This is a genomic window from Faecalibacterium sp. i21-0019-B1 (assembly GCF_042852915.1).
Taxonomy (GTDB): domain Bacteria; phylum Bacillota; class Clostridia; order Oscillospirales; family Ruminococcaceae; genus Faecalibacterium; species Faecalibacterium taiwanense.
Genome location: NZ_AP031425.1, coordinates 804678 through 827949 on the forward strand (window position 1 = coordinate 804678; position 23272 = coordinate 827949).

22 protein-coding genes and 1 tRNA gene are annotated in these 23272 nt (G+C 57.7%); 22 read left to right on the plus strand and 1 reads right to left on the minus strand.

What is annotated here, in order from left to right:
* Positions 1-21: 21 nt before the first annotated feature.
* The 11 genes from ACGHP1_RS03760 to ACGHP1_RS03810 all read left to right on the plus strand — a co-directional run bounded on the left by ACGHP1_RS03760 (position 22) and on the right by ACGHP1_RS03810 (position 8927).
* Positions 22-705, plus strand: coding sequence for a ribulose-phosphate 3-epimerase (locus ACGHP1_RS03760; RefSeq protein ID WP_291012312.1), 684 nt, complete (start codon positions 22-24; stop codon positions 703-705).
* A gap of 78 nt (positions 706-783) precedes the next feature.
* On the plus strand, positions 784-1854 hold the full coding sequence (locus ACGHP1_RS03765) for a TRAP transporter substrate-binding protein (RefSeq protein WP_291012314.1): 1071 nt from the start codon (positions 784-786) through the stop codon (positions 1852-1854).
* A gap of 121 nt (positions 1855-1975) precedes the next feature.
* Positions 1976-2461 (plus strand): TRAP transporter small permease, encoded by a 486-nt coding sequence (locus ACGHP1_RS03770; RefSeq protein WP_291012315.1) that lies wholly within the window; start codon positions 1976-1978, stop codon positions 2459-2461.
* Entirely contained in the window at positions 2458-3729 is a 1272-nt protein-coding gene (locus ACGHP1_RS03775) for a TRAP transporter large permease (RefSeq protein ID WP_390507808.1), read from the plus strand. Before ACGHP1_RS03770 ends, ACGHP1_RS03775 begins: the two co-directional genes overlap by 4 nt.
* A 47-nt stretch (positions 3730-3776) precedes the next feature.
* Complete coding sequence (locus tag ACGHP1_RS03780; RefSeq protein WP_291012319.1) at positions 3777-4670, plus strand: SDR family NAD(P)-dependent oxidoreductase; 894 nt, start codon at positions 3777-3779, stop codon at positions 4668-4670.
* 24 nt (positions 4671-4694) lie between these two features.
* Positions 4695-5717 carry a zinc-binding alcohol dehydrogenase family protein gene (locus ACGHP1_RS03785; RefSeq protein WP_291012322.1) on the plus strand — a complete coding sequence of 341 codons (1023 nt, stop codon included), beginning with the start codon at positions 4695-4697 and terminating at the stop codon, positions 5715-5717.
* 170 nt (positions 5718-5887) lie between these two features.
* Positions 5888-6919 carry an SPFH domain-containing protein gene (locus ACGHP1_RS03790; RefSeq protein ID WP_390507812.1) on the plus strand — a complete coding sequence of 344 codons (1032 nt, stop codon included), beginning with the start codon at positions 5888-5890 and terminating at the stop codon, positions 6917-6919.
* Complete coding sequence (locus ACGHP1_RS03795; RefSeq protein ID WP_005940562.1) at positions 6919-7119, plus strand: PTS ascorbate transporter subunit IIC; 201 nt, start codon at positions 6919-6921, stop codon at positions 7117-7119. The genes ACGHP1_RS03790 and ACGHP1_RS03795 overlap by 1 nt, the downstream gene beginning before the upstream one ends.
* 117 nt (positions 7120-7236) lie before the next feature.
* Positions 7237-7368 carry a hypothetical protein gene (locus tag ACGHP1_RS03800; RefSeq protein WP_263286992.1) on the plus strand — a complete coding sequence of 44 codons (132 nt, stop codon included), beginning with the start codon at positions 7237-7239 and terminating at the stop codon, positions 7366-7368.
* A gap of 29 nt (positions 7369-7397) precedes the next feature.
* Entirely contained in the window at positions 7398-7706 is a 309-nt protein-coding gene (locus ACGHP1_RS03805) for a hypothetical protein (RefSeq protein ID WP_223387996.1), read from the plus strand.
* A 378-nt stretch (positions 7707-8084) separates the two neighbouring features.
* Positions 8085-8927 carry a response regulator gene (locus tag ACGHP1_RS03810; protein ID WP_390507815.1) on the plus strand — a complete coding sequence of 281 codons (843 nt, stop codon included), beginning with the start codon at positions 8085-8087 and terminating at the stop codon, positions 8925-8927.
* A gap of 155 nt (positions 8928-9082) precedes the next feature.
* On the opposite strand, the gene hisS is transcribed toward ACGHP1_RS03810, so the two are convergent.
* Positions 9083-10324 carry a histidine--tRNA ligase gene (gene hisS / locus ACGHP1_RS03815; protein ID WP_154258503.1) on the minus strand — a complete coding sequence of 414 codons (1242 nt, stop codon included), beginning with the start codon at positions 10322-10324 and terminating at the stop codon, positions 9083-9085.
* Positions 10325-10447: 123 nt separating this feature from the next.
* On the opposite strand from hisS, the gene ACGHP1_RS03820 reads away from it, so the two are divergent.
* From ACGHP1_RS03820 to ACGHP1_RS03870, 11 genes are all read left to right on the plus strand, one after another.
* The gene (locus ACGHP1_RS03820; protein WP_390507817.1) at positions 10448-11665 is read left to right on the plus strand and encodes an MFS transporter; all 1218 of its coding nucleotides are present in this window, start codon (positions 10448-10450) and stop codon (positions 11663-11665) included.
* Between the two features lie 296 nt (positions 11666-11961).
* Positions 11962-12663 (plus strand): iron-sulfur cluster assembly scaffold protein, encoded by a 702-nt coding sequence (locus ACGHP1_RS03825; protein WP_390507819.1) that lies wholly within the window; start codon positions 11962-11964, stop codon positions 12661-12663.
* Between the two features lie 17 nt (positions 12664-12680).
* Positions 12681-13679: a GGGtGRT protein gene (locus ACGHP1_RS03830; protein WP_097778332.1), complete on the plus strand. Its 999-nt coding sequence runs from the start codon at positions 12681-12683 to the stop codon at positions 13677-13679.
* Positions 13680-13789: 110 nt separating this feature from the next.
* Positions 13790-15706, plus strand: a complete 1917-nt coding sequence (locus ACGHP1_RS03835; RefSeq protein ID WP_390507822.1) for a flavocytochrome c — start codon at positions 13790-13792, stop codon at positions 15704-15706.
* Entirely contained in the window at positions 15703-16101 is a 399-nt protein-coding gene (locus ACGHP1_RS03840; protein WP_005940526.1) for a NusG domain II-containing protein, read from the plus strand. Before ACGHP1_RS03835 ends, ACGHP1_RS03840 begins: the two co-directional genes overlap by 4 nt.
* A 262-nt stretch (positions 16102-16363) precedes the next feature.
* On the plus strand, positions 16364-18181 hold the full coding sequence (locus ACGHP1_RS03845; protein WP_390507825.1) for an HlyD family efflux transporter periplasmic adaptor subunit: 1818 nt from the start codon (positions 16364-16366) through the stop codon (positions 18179-18181).
* A 14-nt stretch (positions 18182-18195) separates the two neighbouring features.
* A complete protein-coding gene (locus ACGHP1_RS03850) occupies positions 18196-18945 on the plus strand; it encodes an ABC transporter ATP-binding protein (RefSeq protein ID WP_097774684.1) in 750 nt (249 codons plus the stop codon).
* Positions 18942-20147 carry an ABC transporter permease gene (locus ACGHP1_RS03855; RefSeq protein WP_390507828.1) on the plus strand — a complete coding sequence of 402 codons (1206 nt, stop codon included), beginning with the start codon at positions 18942-18944 and terminating at the stop codon, positions 20145-20147. The genes ACGHP1_RS03850 and ACGHP1_RS03855 overlap by 4 nt, the downstream gene beginning before the upstream one ends.
* Before the next feature lie 58 nt (positions 20148-20205).
* Positions 20206-22308 (plus strand): S-layer homology domain-containing protein, encoded by a 2103-nt coding sequence (locus ACGHP1_RS03860; protein WP_044953515.1) that lies wholly within the window; start codon positions 20206-20208, stop codon positions 22306-22308.
* Positions 22308-23087 carry a ComF family protein gene (locus ACGHP1_RS03865; protein WP_005940512.1) on the plus strand — a complete coding sequence of 260 codons (780 nt, stop codon included), beginning with the start codon at positions 22308-22310 and terminating at the stop codon, positions 23085-23087. The genes ACGHP1_RS03860 and ACGHP1_RS03865 overlap by 1 nt, the downstream gene beginning before the upstream one ends.
* 95 nt (positions 23088-23182) lie before the next feature.
* Positions 23183-23260, plus strand: a tRNA-Pro gene (locus ACGHP1_RS03870).
* Positions 23261-23272: the final 12 nt, after the last annotated feature.

A 23272-nucleotide genomic window follows, 5' to 3' on the forward strand; every position in this document is an offset into this window, starting at 1 on the left:
AAATATGGAGGACTTTACAAAATGGATACCTTGCAAAAAAAGATCCTTTGCCCGTCGATCCTCAATCTTTCCACAGACAACATGCGGGAAGAGATCGAAAAGCTGGATGCAACGGACATGGACATCTACCATGTGGACATCATGGATGGCACATTTGTACCGAACTTCGGCATGTCGGTGCGTGAGCTGGAAATGATCCGCCGCATCACCGACGCGGGCCATCACAAGCTGGTTGACTGCCACATGATGGTCATGAACCCGCACCGCTACATCAAGAGGATCGCAGAAGCCGGTGCCGATATCATCTACATTCATCCTGAATCTGAGCTGATCCCCTCCGCTACGCTGGAGCTGATCCAGCTGGAAGGCAAAAAGACGGGCCTGATCCTGAACCCCTGCACCAGCCTTGAGACGGTGAAGGACATGCTGCCCATCACCGATTACGTCATGATCATGGCTGTGAACCCAGGCTTTGCAGGCCGCGAATTCATGCCTTACACGCGCCAGAAATTCATTGAGCTGGATAACTACCGCAAGGAAAAAGGCCTGAACTACCACCTGATGCTGGATGGCGGTGCTACCCGCGAGGTGATTGCCGACCTGTACCATAACTGCAATGTGGAAGGCTTCGTGCTCGGCAAGCAGGAGCTGTTCTTCCAGCAGGATGATTACGCAACCTGCATCGACCGCATCCGCACTTTCTGATAAGACCGATTTTTGTGCCGGGGAAAGGCACCTAAAATAAAAAGAACGAGAACACACGAATCAAGGAGGAAATTTACCATGAAAAAGATTTCTCGCCGTAGCTTTCTGACCGTTGTTGGCGCAGCAGCTGCTACCGCAGCCTTGACCGCATGCGGCGGTTCCAGCAGCTCCACTGCAGCTTCCACCTCTTCCGCAGCTTCCACTGCTGCTCCCGCAGCAACCGCAAGCAACGCTTCTGTGGTGCTCAAGTTCGACCTGACCGTTTCTCTGGAGCATCCCTGGGGCCTTGCAGCTACCGAGTTCAAGAACCGCATCGAGGAGAAGTCCGGCGGCAGCATGACCGTTGAGATCTACCCCTCCAGCACCTCCGGTTCCGAGGCGGACTCTCTGGCCGGTATGCTGGTCGGCACCACTTCCATGACCATGTCCGGCGGCTCCTTCAACGGCTACGCACCCAGCGCCACCCTGCTGGAGGCTCCCTGGGCTTACAACTCTGAGGAAGACGTTCAGGCCATGTGCGAGAGCGACATCGGCAAGGGCATCATGCAGGACTTCGAGGATGCAGGCTTCAAGGTGCTGTGGTATCAGCTGCGTGGTCCCCGTGAGCTGACCTCCAATGTGCCCATCAACAAGGCTTCTGATCTGCAGGGCCGCAAGATGCGTATGAGCGGCAATGTTCTGCACAACAGCATGTGGACTGCCGCAGGTGCCATCACCTCCGCCATCGCACTGAGCGAGACCTTCAACGCACTGAGCCAGGGCGTTGTGGAAATGCAGGAAAACCCCTACGATATGATCTACGATAACAGCTTCTACGAAGTGCAGAAGTACGTGAACCAGACCAACCACGTGTACTCCACCATCTTCAACCTGCTCAGCGTGGATATCTGGAACGGCCTGTCCGAGGATCAGCAGAACATCATCACTGAGACCTCCAACGAGATGCAGGATTGGACCAACGAGTACTACTTCGCTCACAAGGACGAGTACCTCGAAAAGCTGAAGGAAACCGGTATGCAGGTGAACGAGGACGTTGACCGCGACGACATCAAGAACGCCATGATGCCCGCCATCGAGGAGTTCCTGAAGAGCCAGCCGGGCGATTTGTGGACCACCTATCAGGCAATCTGCGATCTGTCCAACAGCTAAACAGACCCTTTAAAAAAGTACATTTTCATCTGACCGTTCTCCAATAGTGGCCGCGCCGTTCTTGATGGGCGGCGCGGCTTGATTTGGAAAATACACACCTGAGTACGGAGGAATATCCAGAATGAAGAAAGTTTTGGACGTGCTGGATAGGCTGTTTCACTATCTGGCAGCCATCGGCTTTGGGTGCGTCACAGTCTGCGTGTTGGTGCAGATCCTTGCCCGCTATATTCCGGGAGTTACCGCTCCCTGGACAGACGAGATGACACGCCTGTTTTTCCAGTATACGATCATGATTGCCTGCCCCATGGCCATCAAGTACCATGAGTACGCATCCATCGATGTGATCGCAGCCCAAACACATGGCACCGGCCGTCACATCCTGAACCTTGTTTCGGATGCGGCCATCCTAATCGTGTGCCTCTTTGGAATCCCGCAGGCACGGACCTATTTCCGTGTTGGCACAAAGTCGCTTTCCACCTCTCTGCAGATCAACCTGGGCATCTTCTATGTGGTGCCGCTGGTCATTTTTATCCTGACTGCAATTTACGTAGTGCTGGATGCGATCAATGAAGTAAATCTGATCAGAAAGGGGGACAAAGCACAATGATCGGTGGCATGTTTATTCTGTTTCTGGTCCTGCTGCTGCTAAACGTGCCCATTGCGTTCTCTCTGGGTGCTTCTTCGCTGTTCTATCTGCTGACCTCCAATATGAACGCGGCGGTCCTGGCACAGAAATTCTATGCAGGCATCGACTCGTTCACCCTGCTGTGCATCCCCGGCTTCATGCTGGCTGGTGCTTTGATGAACGGCGGCGGCATCACCCGCCGCATCCTGAACTTCTGCAACGCCTTCCTGGGCCACTTTACTGGCAGCCTTGCGCTGGTGAACATCGTAGCATCCATGGTCTTTGCCGGCATTTCCGGTACGGCCATTGCGGACGTGTGCTCTCTAGGCGGTATGCTGATCCCCGCCATGGTGGAGGACGGCTACGACGACGACTTCTCGGTTGCAGTTACGGCTGCTTCCTCTGTGGTCGGCCCCATCATCCCGCCCAGTGTGCCCATGGTCATTGCCGGTTCCTGCGTGAGCATCTCGGTTGGCAAGATGTTCCAGGCAGGCATCATCCCCGGTGTCCTGCTGGGTCTGGCACTGTGTGTACCCACCTACATTATCTCGGTCAAGCGCCACTACCCCAAGCACGAGCGTTCCAGCTGGAAGAAGCGCTTGGAAGTTACCAAAGATGCTATCTGGGCGCTGCTGATGCCCGTTATCCTGCTGGGCGGCATCCTTTCCGGTATCTTTACCCCCACCGAAGCTTCCATCGTGACCTGCGTTTACTCCCTGATTGTGGGCGTGTTCGTCTATAAAGAGATCAAGCTCTCGGATGTGCCCCGCATCGTTTACACCAATATGCGCTCCTGCTCTTCCATCATCATCCTGATTGGTCTGGCAAACGTGTTCGCATTCATCCTGACCAACGAGCGCATCCCGCAGAAGGTTGCAACCGCGATCCTGAGCATGACCACGAACCGCATCCTCGTTATCCTGCTGATCAACTTCGTGCTGATCTTTGTGGGCATGTTTATGGAAAGTCTGGCGGCGATCCTGATCACCTTCCCTGTGCTGCTGCCGGTGGCAACGGCTGTTGGCATGAACCCGGTCCACTTTGCTCTGATGGCCATTCTGAACCTGATGATCGGCCTGACCACGCCTCCCGTTGGCATGTGCATCTGCACCGGTGCCCAGATCGGCGGCGTTTCCAGCTGGAAAGCCTTCAAGGCAAATATGCCGTTCCTGATCACCAGCCTGATTGTGCTGATGCTGGTCTCCTTCTGTGAGCCGATCACCCTGTGGATCCCCAGCCTGTTTGCCTGATAACTGTATGATTGAGATAACTGTATGATTGATTGGAGGAACTTACAATGAGCCGTACTGTAGTGATTACCGGTGCCGGAGGCGGCCTCGGCAGCATTTTTGCCAAGGAGTTTGCAAAGACCGGATACCGGGTAGCGATTCTTGATTTTAACATTCAGGCAGGCCAGAAGGTGGCCTGCGAGATCGAACAGGCTGGCGGCGATGCCGCAGCATTCCAGGTGGATGTTACGGACAAAGCTTCGCTGGAAAAGGCCCGCGATGCTGTGGTGCAGCACTTTGGCAGCTATGAAGTGCTGATCAACTGCGCAGGCATTCAGGACCCGCTGGCAAAAACCACCTCGGAAGCTTATGCCGCAGGCGACGAAAAGGCAACAGAGGTCGTCAAGGTGGATCCGCAGGCAGCAGATCTGGCCGCGGAAAAGGCCCGCGTTCTGGCTTCGTCCCGTACCCTGTTCAACATCGACAGCGATAAGCTGCTGCGCGTCATGGATGTGAACTGGCTGGGCACTGTGATGGCATGTCAGGTGTTTGCAGTGAATATGGTGGGCCGCGATGGCTGCTCCATCATCAATATTACCTCCATGGCAGCCTACGATGCACTGAGCATGGTGCCTGCATACGCAAGCAGCAAGGCCGCTGTGGATATGTTTACCAAGTGGCTGTCCAACTACCTGTCCAACACGGCAGGCAAGGTGCGTGTGAATGCGGTCGCACCCGGCTACTTCCTCACGCCGCTGAACCATGACATGTATGTGAACCCGGATGGTTCCTACACCCAGCGCTACTGGAACGTGATCCACCGCACCCCGATGGGCCGCCTTGGCGACCCGAAGGAACTGGTGGGTGCACTGCGGTTCTTTGCTGATCCGGAAATGTCTGGCTACATCACAGGCCAGGTCATTGCCGTGGATGGCGGATTCCTGTCCTGCCCGGGTATCTGAAGCTTTGGAAAGGGGAACATGATTATGAAAGCAATTGTTGTAAATGGCCCTGGTGATATGCAGCTGGTGGAGCGCCCTATGCCTGAGATCAAGGAGCCGAATCAGGTGCTCGTCAAGGTGCACGCTGCCGGCATCTGCGGCTCGGATGTGCATGTCTATCATGGCAGCAACCCGTATGCAAAGTATCCTGTGGTGCTTGGCCACGAGGGTTCCGGTGAGGTGATCGCAGTGGGCGAGGGTGTTACCGACCTGAAGCCCGGCGCAAGTGTTGTGTTTGAGCCGATCACCTACTGCGGCAAGTGCTATGCCTGCCGCTGCGGCCACCACAATGTCTGCCGTGAACTGAAGGTTCTGGGCTGCATCGTGGACGGCATTTTTCAGGAATATGTGGTCATGCCGCGCAGCCAGGTGTATGAGTACGATGCTTCCAAGATGACTTATCAGCAGGCTGCTCTGTGCGAGCCGTTCACGATTGGCCTGCAGGCAAACTGGCGCGGCGATGTGCGCCCCGGCGATGTGGTGCTGGTGCACGGCGGCGGCCCCATCGGCCTGATCGTTGCCAACATTGCAAAATCGCGCGGCGCTACCGTGATCGTGTCTGAGCCGAACGAGAGCCGTCTTGCCATGGCAAAGGACTTTGGCGCAGATTACAGCATCAACCCGATGAAGGAAGATCTGGATGCGTTCATCAACAAACTGACCGACGGCGAGGGTGTCAACGTGATCTTTGAGGCCGCAGGCGTTCCCGCACTGCTGGCACATGCAACCAGCCAGCTTTCTCCCGCAGGCCGTCTGGTGGCTATGACCTTTGGCAAGGAGCCGATCCCCGTGAACTTCAAGGAGATCAACGCAAAGGAACTGACCATTCTGGGTACCCGTCATCAGTACCAGAAGTTCCCCGAGGTGGTCAAGATCCTGCCCGACCACCTGAAAGAGGTCGATGAGATCACCACGCATGTGTTCAAGGCAGAGGACTTCCAGAAGGCATTCGATACCCTTGCAGACCGTAACAGCGGCGCTGGCAAGGTGGTGCTGACCTTTGCCTGAGAGCAAGTGCCCCTTACATTATAAAAAGATAAACAAAAAGGAGCTGCTGCACAGTGTTTGTGCGGCGGCTCTTTTTTTGCCTGCGGAGGACTTGACAAGAATGATATAAAGTGATATGATTTTGATATCGCAAAGAAACGCTTCCGCACCCTGTGAAGGAGGAAACTGTTATGGAAGAGAAAATTCTGCAGACCAAAAAGAACGGCATGGTCATGCTGCTGCTCACCCTGCTGGGCTATGCTGTTACCGTCCTGCTGTTTTTCTACAGCATCATTCTGCTGGACGAAAGCCTGTTTCCGGGCATCCTGCTCACGATCCTGTCCATCGCATACTGGGTGGCGGGCATCTTCCTGCTCTGCGGCCTGAAGGTGTTAAAGCCCCAGGAAGCACTGGTGCTCACCCTGTTCGGCGATTACATCGGCACCCTGAAGGGACAGGGGTTTTACTGGGTGAACCCCTTCTGCACCGCGGTGAACCCGGCAGCTGGCACCAAACTGAGCCAGAGCGGCGATGTGAACAGCGGCGAAACCGGCATGGCGGCCCTGCTTAAGGCAGGCAACAGCAGTTCCCAGACCGCAGAATCGACCAGCAAGAAGATCTCGCTCAAAATGATGACCCTCAACAACTCCCGCCAGAAGATCAACGATTGTCTGGGCAACCCGGTGGAGATCGGCATTGCGGTCATCTGGCGCGTGACCGATACCGCAAAGGTCGTATTCAATGTGGACAACTACAAGGAGTACCTCTCCCTGCAGTGCGACAGCGCTCTGCGCAATGTGGTGCGCATTTACCCCTATGATGTGGCTCCCAATGTGGATACCACCGGCGACGGCGTAGCCGATGAGGGCAGTCTGCGCGGCTCCTCGGAGGTGGTAGCCGCCCGCATCCGGGACGAGATCCAGAAGAATGTAGCCGAGGCCGGCATCGAGGTAGTGGAAGCCCGCATCACCTATCTGGCCTATGCGCCGGAGATTGCGGCCGTGATGCTGCAGCGCCAGCAGGCAAGCGCCATCATCGATGCCCGCAAGATGATCGTGGACGGTGCTGTGGGCATGGTGGAAATGGCCCTTGAACGCCTGAATGAGAACAAGGTAGTGGAGCTGGACGACGAGCGCAAGGCGGCAATGGTCTCCAACCTGCTGGTGGTGCTGTGCGGCAACCGTGATGCCCAGCCCATCGTGAACAGCGGCAGCCTGTACTGATGGCAGAACCAAAAAAGCAGGTGCCCCTGCGCCTGAACGCGAAGCTCTACGATGCCCTTGCCGCCTGGGCCGAAGATGACTTCCGCTCGGTGAACGGGCAGATCGAATATCTGCTGACGGAGTGCGTGCGGCAGCGCAAAAAGAACGGTAAGTATGTCTCGGACCAGATCGATGTGCCGCCTGAACTGGATATCAAATAAAATACCAATTGGCCCCGGCTGTGCGGATGAACTCTGCATGGCCGGGGGTTTGTGTTTATCTGTGGCTCCCTAAAGGCTGAAAATGCGAAATTTCCTGCCGGAAAATAATGAAACGGTGTGACCTATACCTACTATACTGTGACCGGTAAAGTCGTAGATGGCGAGATCGTGGTGAACCTGAAGGGCCGTCAGGTCAAGCTCTATGGCTCCAACTTCGTTCTGGTGGCCGTGAAGACCATTGAGGGCTAAGAACTAAAAATGTTCTGCGGTGCTCCCTGATGAAAAAGGGAACGCCGATGTACAAGGCAACGGCCACCATTTATGTGGTCAGCCGCAATGATTCGGTGCTGAACTTCTCCGACCTGCAGGTCGGCAGCGAGCTGACCAGCGATGTGAGCCGTCAGGAGCTGCTGGACGTGAAGCAGCAGATCGAGCAGACCGGCTGCCCCATTCTGGGCACCGTGCTCAATCAGGTGGACTACGACAACTATATGGGCCGCAAGTACTACAAATCCTACTCAAAGTATGGAAAGTATGGTTATTACAAAAAGTATTATAAGCGGAGCCACGAAGCAGAAAAGAAATGAGCGGCTTTATGGATTATCATGCGCACTTCGTCTACGGTGTGGACGACGGCGCGCAGACGCGGGAAGAAATGTATGCCATGCTGGATGCGGCAGGCGTATGAGCGGCTCTGCACCCGTGTGGGACAAACGACAGCACAAAAACTGACCGGACTGGATGGCACAGAGTATCTTGTATAGTTGCTTTGACTGCCGGAAATGAAAATGGGAAAGACGCCTCTTTCAGCCAGCTGCTTCGTGAGGAAACGGATGGGAAAGGAACGTCCTTTTGTAAAGAAGTGTGGAGCTTCTGGCTTTTTGTGCAAAAAAACTTGCGAATCAAAGGACAAAGTGTTAAACTGAAACAGGGAACATGTATGGTAAACTTGCGGGGGTGTACGAATGAAGATACTGGTCGTCGATGATGGACAGCTTGCAATCAACTCGCTGATTCGCATCCTGTGCCGCGTTGCACCCGACTGTGACTATATCAGCGCCATGACGACCGAGGATGCACTGAGCTGGATGCGTCAGGGGCCGATGGATGCGGCTTTCCTCAATCTGGAAATGCCCGGCATGAACGGGCTTGCTTTGACGCGCATGATCCAGAAGCTGCAGCCGCGCTGCAACATCATTGTGGTAACAGAGCACCCGGAGTATGCGCTGGAAGCGCTGCAGATCTTCGTGAGCGGCTTTTTACTCAAGCCTGCAAACGAGGCAGATGTGCGCAATGTGCTGGAGCATCTGCGCTACCCGCCGGAGAATGCCCCTGTCGGCATCAAGATCCAGTGCTTTGGCAATTTTGAGATCTTCGTGGGCGGGCGCGCTTTGGCCTTCAAGCGCAGCAAGAGCAAGGAGCTGCTGGCCTATCTGGTGGATCGCAATGGTGCCACCTGCACCAACGGCGAAATGCTGACCGTGCTGTGGGAGGATAAGCCCGACACCGCATCGCTGCACAGCCATCTCCGCAATCTGATCTTTGACCTGAGCCATACGCTGGAGGATGCAGGTGTTACCGGCCTGCTCATCCGCGGCCGCAGCACACTGGCGCTGGACACCAGCAAGGTGGATTGTGATTATTACAATTTCCTGCGGGGCAGCCGCTCGGCCACCAATTCCTATCGCGGCGAGTATATGACCCAGTATTCTTGGGCAGAGGTGACCCGTTCAGCGCTGTGCCAGCAGGCAAATGTGCAGAAAACAGCCTCGATCCCCAGTTACTATGTGCCGCCTACCGGCTTTTAAACCAGAAAAAACAAGAACACCTCAGAAAATCGCTCGATTTTCTGAGGTGTTTTTTCTTGACATGAAAATACCCCAAGAGTACTCAGAGTTTTGTTTTTACTCTGTCTATTCTAGGGGTAGCATATCAAAAGTAAAGGGGCTTTGTGTGCAATTATTTACTGCTGCGCAAAAATTTTGATCTCATCTTTATCCATAAAGGCGGCACCGGAAAAACCGGAAGCTTCCAGCTGGCCCAACTGTTTGCCCAGCTTCTTGGCCTGCTGCAGAACGGTGACATTGTAGCTGCTGCGCAGGTCTGCAGCCTTGGCAAGAACGGTGGTGAAGTCGGCATCCTTGCCGTACAGCAGGGCGATCTTCTGCTTTGCGCCGGGGATCTGGTAGCCCTGCTCCAGCAGGATGCCGCACACGCGCTCGAAGCCGATGGAGAAGCCCACGGCGGGCACCTGAGTGCCCAGGAACTTGCCCACCATGTTGTCGTAGCGGCCGCCGCCGGCCACGGCACCGCTGAACTGCGGGCAGGTGATCTCAAACACCATGCCGGTGTAGTAGCCCTGACCGCGCACCAGACTGGGGCAGTAGGCTACCTGATAGCGGCCTGCAGCCATGGCGTTGGCGGTAGCAAGGACATACTTGAGGTCGTCGGCAATGGCGGGGTCTGCGCAGCGGGCAGCCACGGCATCCAGCGTGACTTCGCCTGCGGCAATGAAGTCGGCCAGTGCGTTGATGGCATTTTCCGGCAGCTGCTTTTCGGTCAGCTCAGCCTTCACACCATCGGCGCCGATCTTGTCCATCTTATCAAAGGTGATGCAGACGGAATCCAGCGTATCAGCGGAAAAACCCATGCTCTCCAGCATCCCGCGCAGGATGCGGCGGTCATTGATGTTGACGGTGAAGCCGGTGAAGCCGATGTTCAGCAGGGCACGGGTGGTCACGTCGATCAGTTCCACCTCGGCATTGGGGGAAGAATCGCCCAGAATGTCGATATCGCACTGTACGAACTCGCGCAGACGGCCCTTCTGCGGGCGCTCGGCGCGGAACACACGGTCGGTCTGGATCACCTTGAAGGGGCTGGGCAGCTTATCCTTGTTGGCGGCATAGTAGCGGCTCAGCGGCAGGGTCAGGTCATAGCGCAGGCCCATATCGGACAGCTGCTTGGGATCGCCGGTGTTCAGGGCAGCGGTGAGCTTATCGCCGCGCTTGAGCACCTTGAAGATCAGGTTCAGGTTGTCGCCGCCGTCGGATTTGTCCAGATTCTCCATATCCTCCAGCATGGGGGTGGAAATGCGCTCGAAGCCGGACGCACGGTAGGTCTCCAGAATTTTGCCCTGAATGTAATCGCGCAGGGTCTGCTCAGCGGGCAGCAGATCGCGCATGCCCTTCAATGCCTGTGTTTTCATAAGATGGTTCCTCTCTATATAAATCAATGTAAATACTTTTACCTTATTCATTATAAAGAAATCTGCCGTTTTGTCAATTGAAATGGGCACACTGTAAGGGAAAAACCATTCGGAGGACAGACGATGAAACAGCAATTTACAGCAAAACATCCGTGGACCATCCTTGCGGCGGGCGCAGCCATTCAGGTGCTCACGGGCATCCCGGCGGCGTGGGGCGTATTCCAGCAGCCGGTCATGGACGAGTACGGCCTGAGCGAGCAGGGGGCAGGCTATGCCTTCGGCATCCTCATTGCGGCGTTCGGCGTGGGGTGCGTCCTCGGCGGTTTTCTGCAGGACAGCCGAGGCCCGCGGTGTGCGGCTCTGTGGGGAACAGCACTGCTGTGCGGCGGATTTTTTGCAGCGGCCATGCTGCCGGGCGGCAGTGCGGGCAGCTTTTTTCTGGCATTCAGTATCCCGGCGGGGCTGGGCACGGCGTTTCTGTACCCATCCATCCAGTCCTGCGCACAGAAGTGGTATGCCGGGCGCAAGGGCCTTGCCACCGGCGTGATCGGCGGGGCGGTGGGCCTTTCCGGTGCGTTCCTCACCGTGTTCGTGCGCACGGCGGTCAGCGGCTTTGGGATCGTGCAGGGCATCCGGGGCGCGTTCTGGGCACTGGGAGCCATAACGCTGCCCGTCTGCCTTGCGGGCAGCCTGCTTTTGCAGGACCCGCCGCAGGATGCCGAAAAACAGCAGCAAAACGACAAAAATACCATCGACCTTTCCCCGTGGCAGATGCTGAAAACAAAGCAGTACTGGCTGTGCGCAGGCGCGGTGTGCTTTTCCACCCCGGCGGTGCTTCTGTTCAGCCCCATCATCCTGAAGCTGGGCGTGGAGCGGGGGCTGGACGAGAACGCTGCTCTGTGGAGCGTGGTGCTGGGCAGCGTGGGCAGTGCGGCGGGCCGCCTGCTGATGCCCATGCTCAGCGATAAAATTGGCCGCAGGCCCACCGATCTGCTGCTGTTTGCAGTGTCGCTGGGGCTTTCGGCAGGGTTTGCGTTTGCGCAGGGCTGGTGGGTGATCGCCTGTTATGCGGGGCTTACCTTCTGCTATTCCGGCCTTGCAGCAGTGCTGCCCGCCCTTTCCACCGATCTGTTCGGCCTGCCGCACGCAGGGGTGAACTACGGTTTTCTGGCACTGGGGCAGAGCGTGGGCAGTCTGGCCTTTCCGTTTGCAGCAAATCTCTGGGGGTTGGAAGCCGGGCGGCACTGGCTTGCCGTGGGCGGCGCAGCGGCGGGCTTTGCGGCCATGTGGGTACTGAAGCCTGCCGGGCAGACACCGCGCAGGCAGGACACAGGAGCGTGAAATTTGCCCTCTTGACATAGTTGACAAAAACTTGACGAATGAAATGACAAAAGCATCCGAATTGACAGTTAGCAGCAGACAACTGCAAATAGTTTTGATGTTTTTTACCGGAAATGTATTGCAAAATCCGTCAGCTTTCTCTATAATAAAATCATGCGTGGTAGTACCGGTTAAGGCGCTGAAAGAGAGCGGCGCGCCCGGTCAGATGCAAGCAGCAAAGGGCAGCGGCTGTGCCGGCAGGGCGCGGCGGCGGCTTTGTGCTGCAAAGCAACATTTGTCAAAAGGAGAGTATGATTATGACCTATTCGCAGCAAGTACAGAATATGTGCCCGATCACCAAAGGTCCTAAGCATGGTCCGGCTCCCATCCCCGAAGAGGGCGCATGGGTCAAGGCCTATGAGATCAAGGACATCAGCGGCTACACCCACGGTGTGGGCTGGTGCGCACCTCAGCAGGGTACCTGCAAGCTGTCCCTGAACATCAAGAACGGTGTCATCGAGGAGGCTCTGGTGGAGACCATCGGCTGCTCCGGTATGACCCACTCTGCTGCTATGGCAGGCGAGATCCTGCCCGGCAAGACCATTCTGGAAGCTCTGAACACCGACCTGGTGTGCGATGCCATCAACGTTGCTATGCGTGAGCTGTTCCTGCAGATCGTCTACGGCCGCAGCCAGACCGCTTTCTCTGAGGACGGTCTGCCCATCGGCGCAGGTCTGGACGACCTGGGCAAGGGCCTGCGCTCCATGACCGGTACCATCTTCTCCACCAAGGAGAAGGGTGTCCGTTATCTGGAGCTGACCGAGGGCTATATCAACAAGCTGGCTGTGGATGCCAACGATGAGGTCATCGGCTATCAGTTCGTCAAGCTGGGCAAGATGATGGAGGATATCCGTCACGGCAAGACCCCCAACGAGGCTTATGAGAAGAACGTGGGTACTTACGGCCGCTTCAGCGCAGAGCAGGGTGCTGTGAAGTACATTGACCCGCGTGAGGAATAAGAGAGGAGGAACAACTCATGGCAACTTTTGAATCTATGGATCGCCGCATGCCGAAAATCGAGGCATGCCTGAAGGCTAACGGCCTGGAGTCTCTGGACGCTTGCAACGAGATGCTCCTCGCTAAGGGCATCGACTGCGACAAGATCGTGCGCGGCGTTCAGCCCATCTGCTTTGATAACGCTGTCTGGGCATATACCCTGGGCACCGCCATCGCCGTCAAGCGCGGCCTGACCGATGCTGCCGAGTGCGCTGCTGCCATCGGCGAAGGTCTGGAAGCTTTCACCATCCCCGGCTCTGTCGCTGAGCAGCGTCAGGTTGGTCTGGGCCATGGCAATCTGGGCGCTCGTCTGCTGAGCGAGGACACCACCTGCTTCGCTTTCCTGGCAGGCCACGAGTCCTTTGCAGCTGCTGAGGGTGCTATCGGCATCGCCCGCACCGCAAACAAGGTCCGCAAGACCCCCCTGCGCGTCATCCTGAATGGTCTGGGCAAGGACGCTGCTTACATCATCTCCCGTATCAACGGCTTCACCTATGTGCAGACTGAGTATGATATCCCCACCCAGACCCTGAAGGTCGTCAAGGAGATCCCCTTCTCTGAGGGCGAGCGTGCTGCCGTCAAGTGCTACGGTGCAAACGACGTTATGGAAGGCGTTGCCATCATGAAGAAGGAGGACGTTCAGTGCTCCATCACCGGCAACTCCACCAACCCCGTCCGCTTCCAGCATCTGGTTGCCGGCACCTACAAGAAGTGGGCCATCGAGAACGGCAAGAAGTACTTCTCTGTCGCTTCCGGCGGCGGCACGGGCCGTACCCTGCATCCCGATAACGTGGCTGCAGGCCCCGCAAGCTACGGCCTGACCGACTCTCTGGGCCGTGTGCACGGCGATGCTCAGTTTGCAGGTTCTTCTTCTGTGCCTGCACACGTTGAGATGATGGGCCTGATCGGCATGGGCAACAACCCCATGGTCGGCGCTACCGTCGCATGCGCTGTTGCTGCAGCTCAGGCTAACGCCTAAGTTTTTCCTAAGTTTCAGCGAGGGGAAGCTGCTTTCCGAATGAGCAGCTCCCCCTTTTTTGCTGATAGATGTCCGAACACAAGCAACCCGAATATGAGAAGGAAGAAACAATGAAAAAGAATCAGATCCGCAAGAGCGTGGCTGCGCTGGCCATGGCGGTTGTTGTGGGTGTCAGTCTGCTGGGCTACGGCTGCGGCAGCAAGTCCGCTTCCACCGCAGGCGGCGTGTCCGGCGATTTCACCGGCACTGCCAAGGGCATGGGCGGCGACGTTACCGTTACCCTGACGCTGGAAGACGGCAAGATCACCGGCTGCACCGCTGAGGGTAAGGACGAGACCCCCGGCATCGGTACGCTGGCACTGGAGCAGCTGCCCGCTCAGATCGCTGAGACCGGCAGCATCGCCGTGGACGGCGTGTCCACCGCGACCATCACCTCCAACGCCATCAAGGAGGCAGCAGCCGCTGCCCTGACTGCCGCCGGCCTGAACGCTGACGACTATAAGATCGAGGTCAAGGCCGACGAGACCAAGGCCGAGGATTCCACCGTTGACGCTGACGTTGTCATCGTGGGTGCAGGCGGCGCAGGCATGACCGCTGCCATCACCGCTGCTGCCGAGGGCAAGAGCGTTGTGATCGTGGAGAGCCAGGCCATGGTGGGCGGCAACTCTGTGCGCGCTACCGGCGGCATGAACGCCGGCAAGACCGTGTATCAGGATGAGAACGAGTTCGGCGAGTCTGCCGGTGTCGAAAAGACCCTGAAGACCGCTGTTGAAAAGTACGCTGACAACGAGACCATCACCGCTCTGGCAAAGACCGTCTCTGAGCAGTGGGCAGAGTACCAGAAGAACCCCACCGGTTACTTCGACTCTGTTGAACTGATGGAGCTGGACACCATGATCGGCGGCAAGGGCATCAACGACCCTGCTCTGGTGGAGACCCTGTGCTCCAACTCTGCTGATGCCATCGACTGGCTGGACGAGCACGGCATCACCCTGCACAGCGTTTCCAGCTTTGGCGGTGCATCCGTCAAGCGCATCCATCGCCCTGTGGACGCAGAGGGCAAGACCCTTTCCGTCGGTTCCTACATGATCCCCCTGCTGGAGGAGAACTGTGAGAAGGCTGGCGTTCAGATCCTGCTGAACACCACCGCCAACGAGATCCTGACCGATGCGAGCGGCGCTGCTGTGGGCATCAAGGCCACCGGTTCTACCGGCGAGACCGTCACTGTGAACGCCAAGGCTGTGGTGCTGACCACCGGCGGCTTCGGCGCAAATCTGGACATGGTTGTCGAGTACAAGCCTGAGCTGAAGGGCTTCATGACCACCAACGCTGCCGGCGCTCAGGGCCAGGGCATTGAGATGGCCACCGCCATCGGTGCTGGCACCGTGGATATGGACCAGATCCAGATCCACCCCACCGTTGAGGCCAACACCGCTGCCCTGATCACCGAGGGTCTGCGCGGCGACGGCGCTGTGCTGATCAACGCCGAGGGCAAGCGCTTCATCGACGAAGTGGGCACCCGTGACGTGGTCTCTGCTGCTGAGATCGCTCAGACCGGCAGCTACAGCTGGCTGGTGGTCGATCAGGCTATGGTCGATGCTTCCAGCGTCATTCAGGGCTACATCAAGAAGGGCTTCACCGTGACCGGCGAGACCTACGAGGAGCTGGGCAAGGCAATGGGCGTTGATGAGGCTGCTTTTGCCGAGACCATGAAGACTTGGAACGGCTATGTTGAGGCCAAGAATGACCCCGACTTTGGCCGCACCAGCTTTGCAAACCCGCTGGATACTGCTCCGTACTATGCAATCAAGGTCACTGCTGGTGTGCACCACACCATGGGCGGCCTGACCATCAACACCAACACCGAAGTCCTCAAGGAGGACGGCACTGTGATCCCTGGCCTGTTTGCAGCAGGTGAGGTCACTGGCGGTGTGCACGGTGCAAACCGTCTGGGCGGCAACGCTGTTGCAGACTTCACCGTGTTTGGCCGCATTGCAGGTAAGGCTGCCAGCGACTACGCTGCATGAGTACCCGCAAAGCACCTGAAAACGCTTCCGGCTCCAAAGGCCTGAAGCCATGGATGAAGAACCTGATCTTTGCTGCAGTGATCCTTGTGCTGGCAGCAGCGCTGTATTTCGGCGTGCGCGCAGCACACAGCAGCAAGGGCAGCGGCCTGCAGGCCACCGTCGATTTTGGTGATGGCATCACCGAGACTCTGCCGCTGGATACAGACCACGATTACCTGTATGATGTGGGCAATTATGTCGTGCATCTGCAGGTAAAGGATGGTGCCATCGCGTTTTTGGACAGTCAGTGCCCGGACCATGTGTGCGAGCAATTCGGCTGGCTGGACAAGGACGGCGCATGGGCTGCATGCGTCCCTGCCGGGGTGTATGTGGTAGTGGAAACTACAGCTGAATAAAGATCGTGCTTCAAAAAAGAGGCAGTACCCTGCAAGAGCGGGGCACTGTCTCTTTTGTTTTGTCTGGAAGGCAAAAGAGGGCACGGTGTGAAAGTTGGGTAAAACTTTGACACAAATGCGTCAAAACAAAATTTAGACGCTTGTGTAATAGACGAAAATGCGATAAACTAACAATAAACTCTTTATCGCGCGCTTTTGCAAAGCCTGCGCCCGATACCGAAACCAGGGCATGCCCTGAAAGATACAGGAGGAAACAGCAAGCATGATCTTTAAAAAGAAGCAGGATGCTGCGGTACAGCAGACGGCTGCGGGTGAGGCAAAGCCCGCAGCGAAGGGCGGAAAAGCAGCAGCCTTTTTCCGCAAGAACTGGAAATGGATGGTGCCGGTGGTGTGCGTGGCCGTGCTGGGCGGATGGTTCATCCTGCGCCCGGACAAGGCACAGAACGCCAATAAGGACATCAACTATGTGCAGGTCTCGCCGTCCAAGCGGGATGTGTCCAACACCCTCAGCGGAACCGGCACTCTGAACCCTGCCAATACGTATAATGTTAAGTCGCTGGTAGCGGGCAAGGTGTTGACCAGCAGCTTTGAGGAAGGGGATATCGTGGAGGAAGGCACCGTGCTGTACACGGTGGACTCCTCCGATGCCACCACCAAGGCGGAGCAGGCGTCCATTGCTCTGCAGCAGGCACAGCGCAGCTACGACAAGACGGCAGACCGCCAGTATGTCCGCGCCGAGGTGGCAGGTGTTGTGAGTGCCCTCAAGGTGGCCAAGGGCGACGAAGTGACCAGCGGTCAGGAAGTGGCGGTCATCCGTGACAGCTCCAAAATGGTGCTGCGGCTGGAGTTCCCGGCAGCAGATGCCGCCACCTTCTCGGTGGGCCAGAGCGCAGAGGTGACGCTGGACGGCACCTTTGAAATGCTGACTGGCACCGTGACCGCTGTGACCGGCACCGATGCCCTGAGCACCGGCAACCTGCTCACCCGCACCGTAACCATTGCTGTGCGCAATGCAGGCGGCCTGACCACTGCGCAGGCAGCAACGGCAACCATCAATGGCGTGAACTGCATTGCCGCCAAGTGCTTTGAGTATCAGGCGGAGCGCACCCTGACTGCCCTTGCCGCCGGTACCGTGACGGCCATCAATGTGCCGGAAGGCGGAGCCGTGAACAAGGACGATATCGTGCTGCAGATCAGCGGCGAGGACCTGACCGAGGCCATCCAGTCTGCCGCCGAGAGCCTGCGCAGCGCCGAGCTGAACATGGACAATCTGCAGGAGGCCATGAACAACTACACCATCACCTCGCCCATCAGCGGCACCATTATTGAAAAGAATGCCAAGGCCGGGGACGCGCTGTCCGCCGGCTCGGACCTGTGCACGATCTTTGACCTGAGCTATCTGGAGATGACCCTGAACGTGGACGAGCTGCAGGTCAGCAGCCTGTCGGTGGGTCAGAGCGTGCAGGTCACGGCGGATGCCGTGCCGGACAAGACCTATACCGGCGTTGTGACCCGTGTTTCCATGAAGGGTACCTCCAACGGCGGCACCACCACCTACCCGGTCAAGGTGCGCATTGATGAGACCGATGGCCTGCGCCCGGGCATGAACGCCAATGCTGAGATCGTGGTGGCACAGGCAAAGAATACCCTTACCGTGCCCAACGCTGCCATCGTGCGCGGCGGCTATGTGCTGGTCACGCAGGACTCCCCCAGCGCAGTCAACGCAGACCCGGGCATGATCGCGCCGGACGGCTATGTGTATGTGCCGGTCAAGACCGGCGTCAGCGATGACAACTACACCCAGATCGTCAGCGGGCTGACCGGCAATGACACGGTGGCCTACGACTCTGCCGCAGCAAGTACCGATACGTACTATGACGACGGCGGCTATTACGAGGCGGATGCAGAGAGCACCGAGGGCGAGGAAGGCGCCGATGCTGCGAACAGCATGGTCGATGAAGAAGAACCGGAAAACGGGACCGTACCGGCGGAAGAGCCTGTGGAAGCCGAGGAAAAGCAGGACTCCGCAGGGGATGACGTGAATCCGTCTCAGGCAGACGGCGTGGTCTATCTGGGCTGACACAGGAGGAATGCATGAGCGCTCTGATCGAGTTTGATGAGGTGTGCAAGTATTACCAGATGGGTGACACCACGGTAAAAGCTGCAGACCACATCACCATGAAAATCGAAAAAGGCGAGTTCGTGGCCATCGTGGGCCAGTCCGGCTCCGGCAAATCCACCTGCATGAACATCATCGGATGTCTGGATGTGCCCACCCACGGCACCTACCGCCTGAACGGAAAAGACGTTGGCAGGATGAGCCGCAATGAGCTGGCATCCGTCCGCAACGAGATGCTGGGTTTCATCTTCCAGCAGTACAACCTTTTGCCAAGGCTCAACCTGATGGAGAACGTGGAGGTGCCGCTGGTGTATGCGGGCATCGGCCGCGCCGAGCGCCACGCCCGGGCCAAAGAGGTGCTGGAGCAGGTGGGTCTGGGCGATAAGCTCAGGAACCGCCCCAACCAGCTTTCCGGCGGCCAGCAGCAGCGTGTTTCCATCGCTCGGGCGCTGGTGCGGAACCCGGCGGTCATTCTGGCCGACGAGCCTACCGGCGCACTGGACAGCCACACCGGCCGCGAAGTGCTGGGAATGCTGCAGCAGATGCACGATGAGGGCCACACCGTGGTGCTCATCACCCACGATAATTCCATTGCGGTGCAGGCAGACCGCATCATCCGTCTGGAGGACGGGCGGGTGGTCTACGATGGCGATGCCCATGCACCGGAAGCCGTGGTGCAGCCCACGCTGCTGCCGGAAACGCCGGATGAGGAGGAGAAAGCATGATTATTGAAACCTTCCGTCAGGCCATCCAGAACGTGTGGAGCAACAAACTGCGCACCTTCCTTACCATGCTGGGCATCATCATCGGTGTTATGGCAGTCATCGTCATCGTGGGCTTGGGCAACGGCATGACCAAAAGCATGCGCGACAGCTTTTCGGCACTGGGTACCAACACCCTTTCGGTGCAGGTGTGGGGCAACGGCTCACGCACCGTTTCGGTGGAGGAAATGTACAAGCTGCCCACGGAGTACCCGGAGCTGATCCAGTCCATTTCGCCGCAGATCGATTTCAGCGGCAGCGGCACGCTGAAGATCGGCACTACCAGCTACCGCTGGTCCAACATCAGCGGCGTGGACGAGAACTATTCCGCCATGAAAAATTACCAGATCGCGCAGGGACGCGGCCTGCAGTACATGGATATGAAGGATAACAAGCATGTGTGCATCATCGGCGATTACCTCAACCGTGTGGCCTTTGGCGGCAACGGCCTTGGCCAGACGCTCAAGATCGGTGCCAACAAGTTCCGCATCGTGGGCGTGCTGGCGGCCAAAGTCAGCGATCCGGACATGCAGCAGGGCAGCGATGACGACTGCGTTTACCTGCCCTATACCACGGCCATGCGTCTTTCCAGCCAGAGCACGGTGAACAACTATGCCGCGGTCATGGAGGATGAGAGCCGCGCCAACGAAGCAAAGTCTGCGGTGGAAAGCGAACTGCAGCGCCTGCTTGGCTCGGATAACGGCTACTATGTCTATAGCGCCAGCGAGTGGCTGGAGGAAATGAACAACATGATCAACATGGTCATTGTGATCCTGACCGGCATTGCCAGCATTTCGCTGCTGGTGGGCGGCATTGGCATCATGAACATCATGTTGGTGTCGGTGACTGAGCGCACCCGCGAGATCGGCATTCGCAAGGCACTGGGTGCCAAGGAACGCACCATTCTGTCGCAGTTCGTGGTGGAAGCAGCCACCACCTCGGCCCTCGGCGGCGCACTGGGCATTGCACTGGGCTACATCGTATCCATGGGAGCAAACAAGGTGCTGCCCATGTTCACCAGCGGCACAACGGTCACGGTCAGCCCGTCCTTCAATTCCATCGCAGTGGCCTTTGGCATCTCGGTGGGGATTGGCGTGCTGTTCGGCTACCTGCCCGCAAAGCGCGCAGCGCGGCTCAACCCCATTGAAGCATTGCGCTATGACTGAACTCTTCTCTGCCGGCGTTGCGCCGGACTGCAAAACACCAAGGAAGGGGAATATACCTATGAAAAAACGTCTTTTCGCATGTCTGCTTGCAGCATGCCTGGCTGTGTCCGTGCTGGTGCTTCCGGCATCGGCGGCCAGCCTGAACAACTCGGCCATCCAGACGGCCATTACACTGGGCGCTATGGATACCAGCCAGACCGGCAGTCTGGATGCTGCCGTCACCCGCGGTGCATTTGCCAAGATGCTGGTCTCCTTTTCGGCCTACCGCGAAAGCGCCAGCCAGCAGGGCAATCTGGGCACACTGTATAAGGATGTGCCCGGCAGCTCTCAGTGGGCACCCTATGTGCGCATTGCGGTGCAGCAGGGCTGGATAAACGGCTATACTGATGGTACATTCCGCCCGGATAATACGGTCACGCTGGAAGAAGCCTGCACCGCAGCGCTCAAGCTGCTGGGCTATAAAATGACCGACCTCAACGGCGTGTTCCCGACGGCACAGCTGAACAAGGCGCAGGAACTGGGCCTGCGTAACCAGCTGAACCGCAGCCAGAGCGAGGCCATGAACTATGAGGACTGTGCTTTGCTGTTGTATAACACCCTCACGGCAAACACCGCCTCTGGCAGCGCCTATGGTACCAGCCTGGGCTTTACGGTTTCGAACGGTCAGGTGGACACCTCCACGGTAATGCTCAAGAGCCTGAAGGGACCCTTTGTGGCAGCGGAAGGCACCCAGCTGCCTTTTACGCCGGTGAGCATCTACCGCAACGATAAGGTCTCGGCTTCTGCAGAGCTGAACCGCTACGATGTGTATTATTACAGCGAAAGTCTGCAGACTGTATGGATCTACACCCGCAAAGCAGCAGGCCGCATCACTGCCGTTTCGCCCAGCGCCAGCGCACCCACGGCCGTTACCGTGGCGGGCACCAGCTATCAGCTGGGCAGCACAGCAGTGGCTTCCAAGGTGTCCAGCCTGAACGGCGGCGGCGTGGGCGAAGTGGTCACTCTGCTGCTGGGCATGAACAATGAGGCGGCGGATGTTATTACCGGCGCAGAGGCCGACGAGGTGTTCTACGGCGTGGTGCAGGGCGCAGCCCGCAGCCTTGTGGAAGATAACGGCGCGGATGTGCTGCAGCGCGTGGCTGTCATGTGCACCGATGGTGTTCAGCGCACTGTGAATGTGGACAAAAGCCTGAACTACCCCAAGGGCTGGCTGGTAGAGATCCGCGTAACGCCGGAAGGCGAGTCCGTGAGCGGCATCGAGAACAAGGTCGTTACCGGCAAGGTCAATGCAGATGCAACGGCACTGGGCAGCTATGCCCTTGCCGACGATGTACAGATTCTGGATACAACTGCGGAGGGTGTGGCTGGGACGGTTCGTCCCAGCCGCCTAGCGGGGACAGACCTGAATCTTCTGAACGTCCGCTACTATACGCTGAATGAGAAGGGCGAGATCGACCGCCTGATCCTGAATGATGTCACCGGCGACCTGTGGACCTACGGCGTGCTGGATGATATCAAGAATGTGGCAGTCAACTACTCGGAACTGCAGACGCTGGCCAAAATCATTTCCACCGGCAAGAGCGACAGCACGGATACGCAGGATAAGATCGTGGACGACCTGAAGGATGTTCTGGTGCCCACCACCAGCGAAGTGCTGTGGGGTGTGATCAACGGCGACATCCTCTCCACTCTGTGGCAGAAGATCACAGCCAACACGGATAGCCTGCTCAGCCTTGGTCTGCGGCAGGTGGGCAGCCTTGTAGGCGAACCGTATGCGTCCATCTTCCGCTATATTGGCGGCGGTGCTACCTATGTGTGCTATGTCAATGGTTCGCAGGTAGCTTTCACCACCAACGTCAAATATCCGGTGCTGGTAGGTGGTGTTGCAGCCCGCAGAGAGACGACCGGCAGCGTGCGGACGATGGTCCAGCTCATGCCCATGAAGATCGATCAGGTGGGTGCAGCGTCGGTCATGAGCAACGGCACCCGCTTTGAGATGGCGGACGACGCACAGGTGTATCTGTGGTACAAGGGTCAGTACTACGCCACCAAGCTGACCGAGGTCAACTCGGAGGGCTACTACCTGACCGGCTGGTACGATAACTTTGGCTGTGCTGCGGGCAAGCGCGTGCGCGTGATCGTGGCCGTCAAAAAGGACTGATGGATTATTACAGCGTCCCGCGCCGCATTCTGCGCGGGGCAAGGCAGTTGGTGTACCCACGCCGCTGCCCGTTTTGTGATCGGGTGCTGGGCAGTGTGCCTGTCTGCCCGGATTGTGCCGCGGAGCTGGAAAAGCTGCGCAGAAAGCCGGGAATGCGGCTGGACGCTTCTCAGCATTATTTAGGGGAACTGACCGGTGCAGCAGCACCGTTCCGGTATGAGGGCTGTGTGCGGCGCGGCATCCTGCATACAAAATACCATGCTGCACCGTGGGCGGCGGTGGAGCTGGGCCTCTGGCTGGCAAAGCTGGCCTTTGGCAGCGAGATGCATATGGCCGGTGCAGAACCGGTGCCGGAGCTTGTGGAAGGCATGTCCCTTGGGTACGACTGCATCGTTCCCGTACCGGCATCCGGCAGAGCGCGCGGCTACAATGTGCCGCAGCTCATGGCGGTGCCGCTGGCCCGCGCACTGGGGATACCGCTGTACCCGAAAGCACTGGGCCGCACTCGTGCAAAGCGGCATCAGGCGGGCCTGCCCTTTGAGCAGCGCCTTGCCAATGTGGCGGGTGCCTTCCGGGTGACGGACACGGAACTTGTGGAGGGCAGAAAGGTGCTTTTGGTAGACGATGTGATCACCACCGGTGCCACGGCAGCAGCCTGCACACAGGCGCTGCTGGCAGCCGGTGCCGAGAGTGTGTTTGCAATTGCACTTGCCACTGTTGAATTTGAAATGTTTCCCGCAAGGGATCAGCCGCTGCAGGAAAACGAGCCGGATTTTTGAAAATTTATTTGAAAAAACTTGGCAGAAAAAGCTTGACAAAACACCCTGAATCAAGTATACTAATTGAGCTGTGAGCGATAACCGCTTGCAGATATCCGGGTGTAGCGCAGTTTTGGTAGCGCGCTTGAATGGGGTTCAAGAGGCCGTGAGTTCGATTCTCGCCACTCGGACCATAAATCCAACGA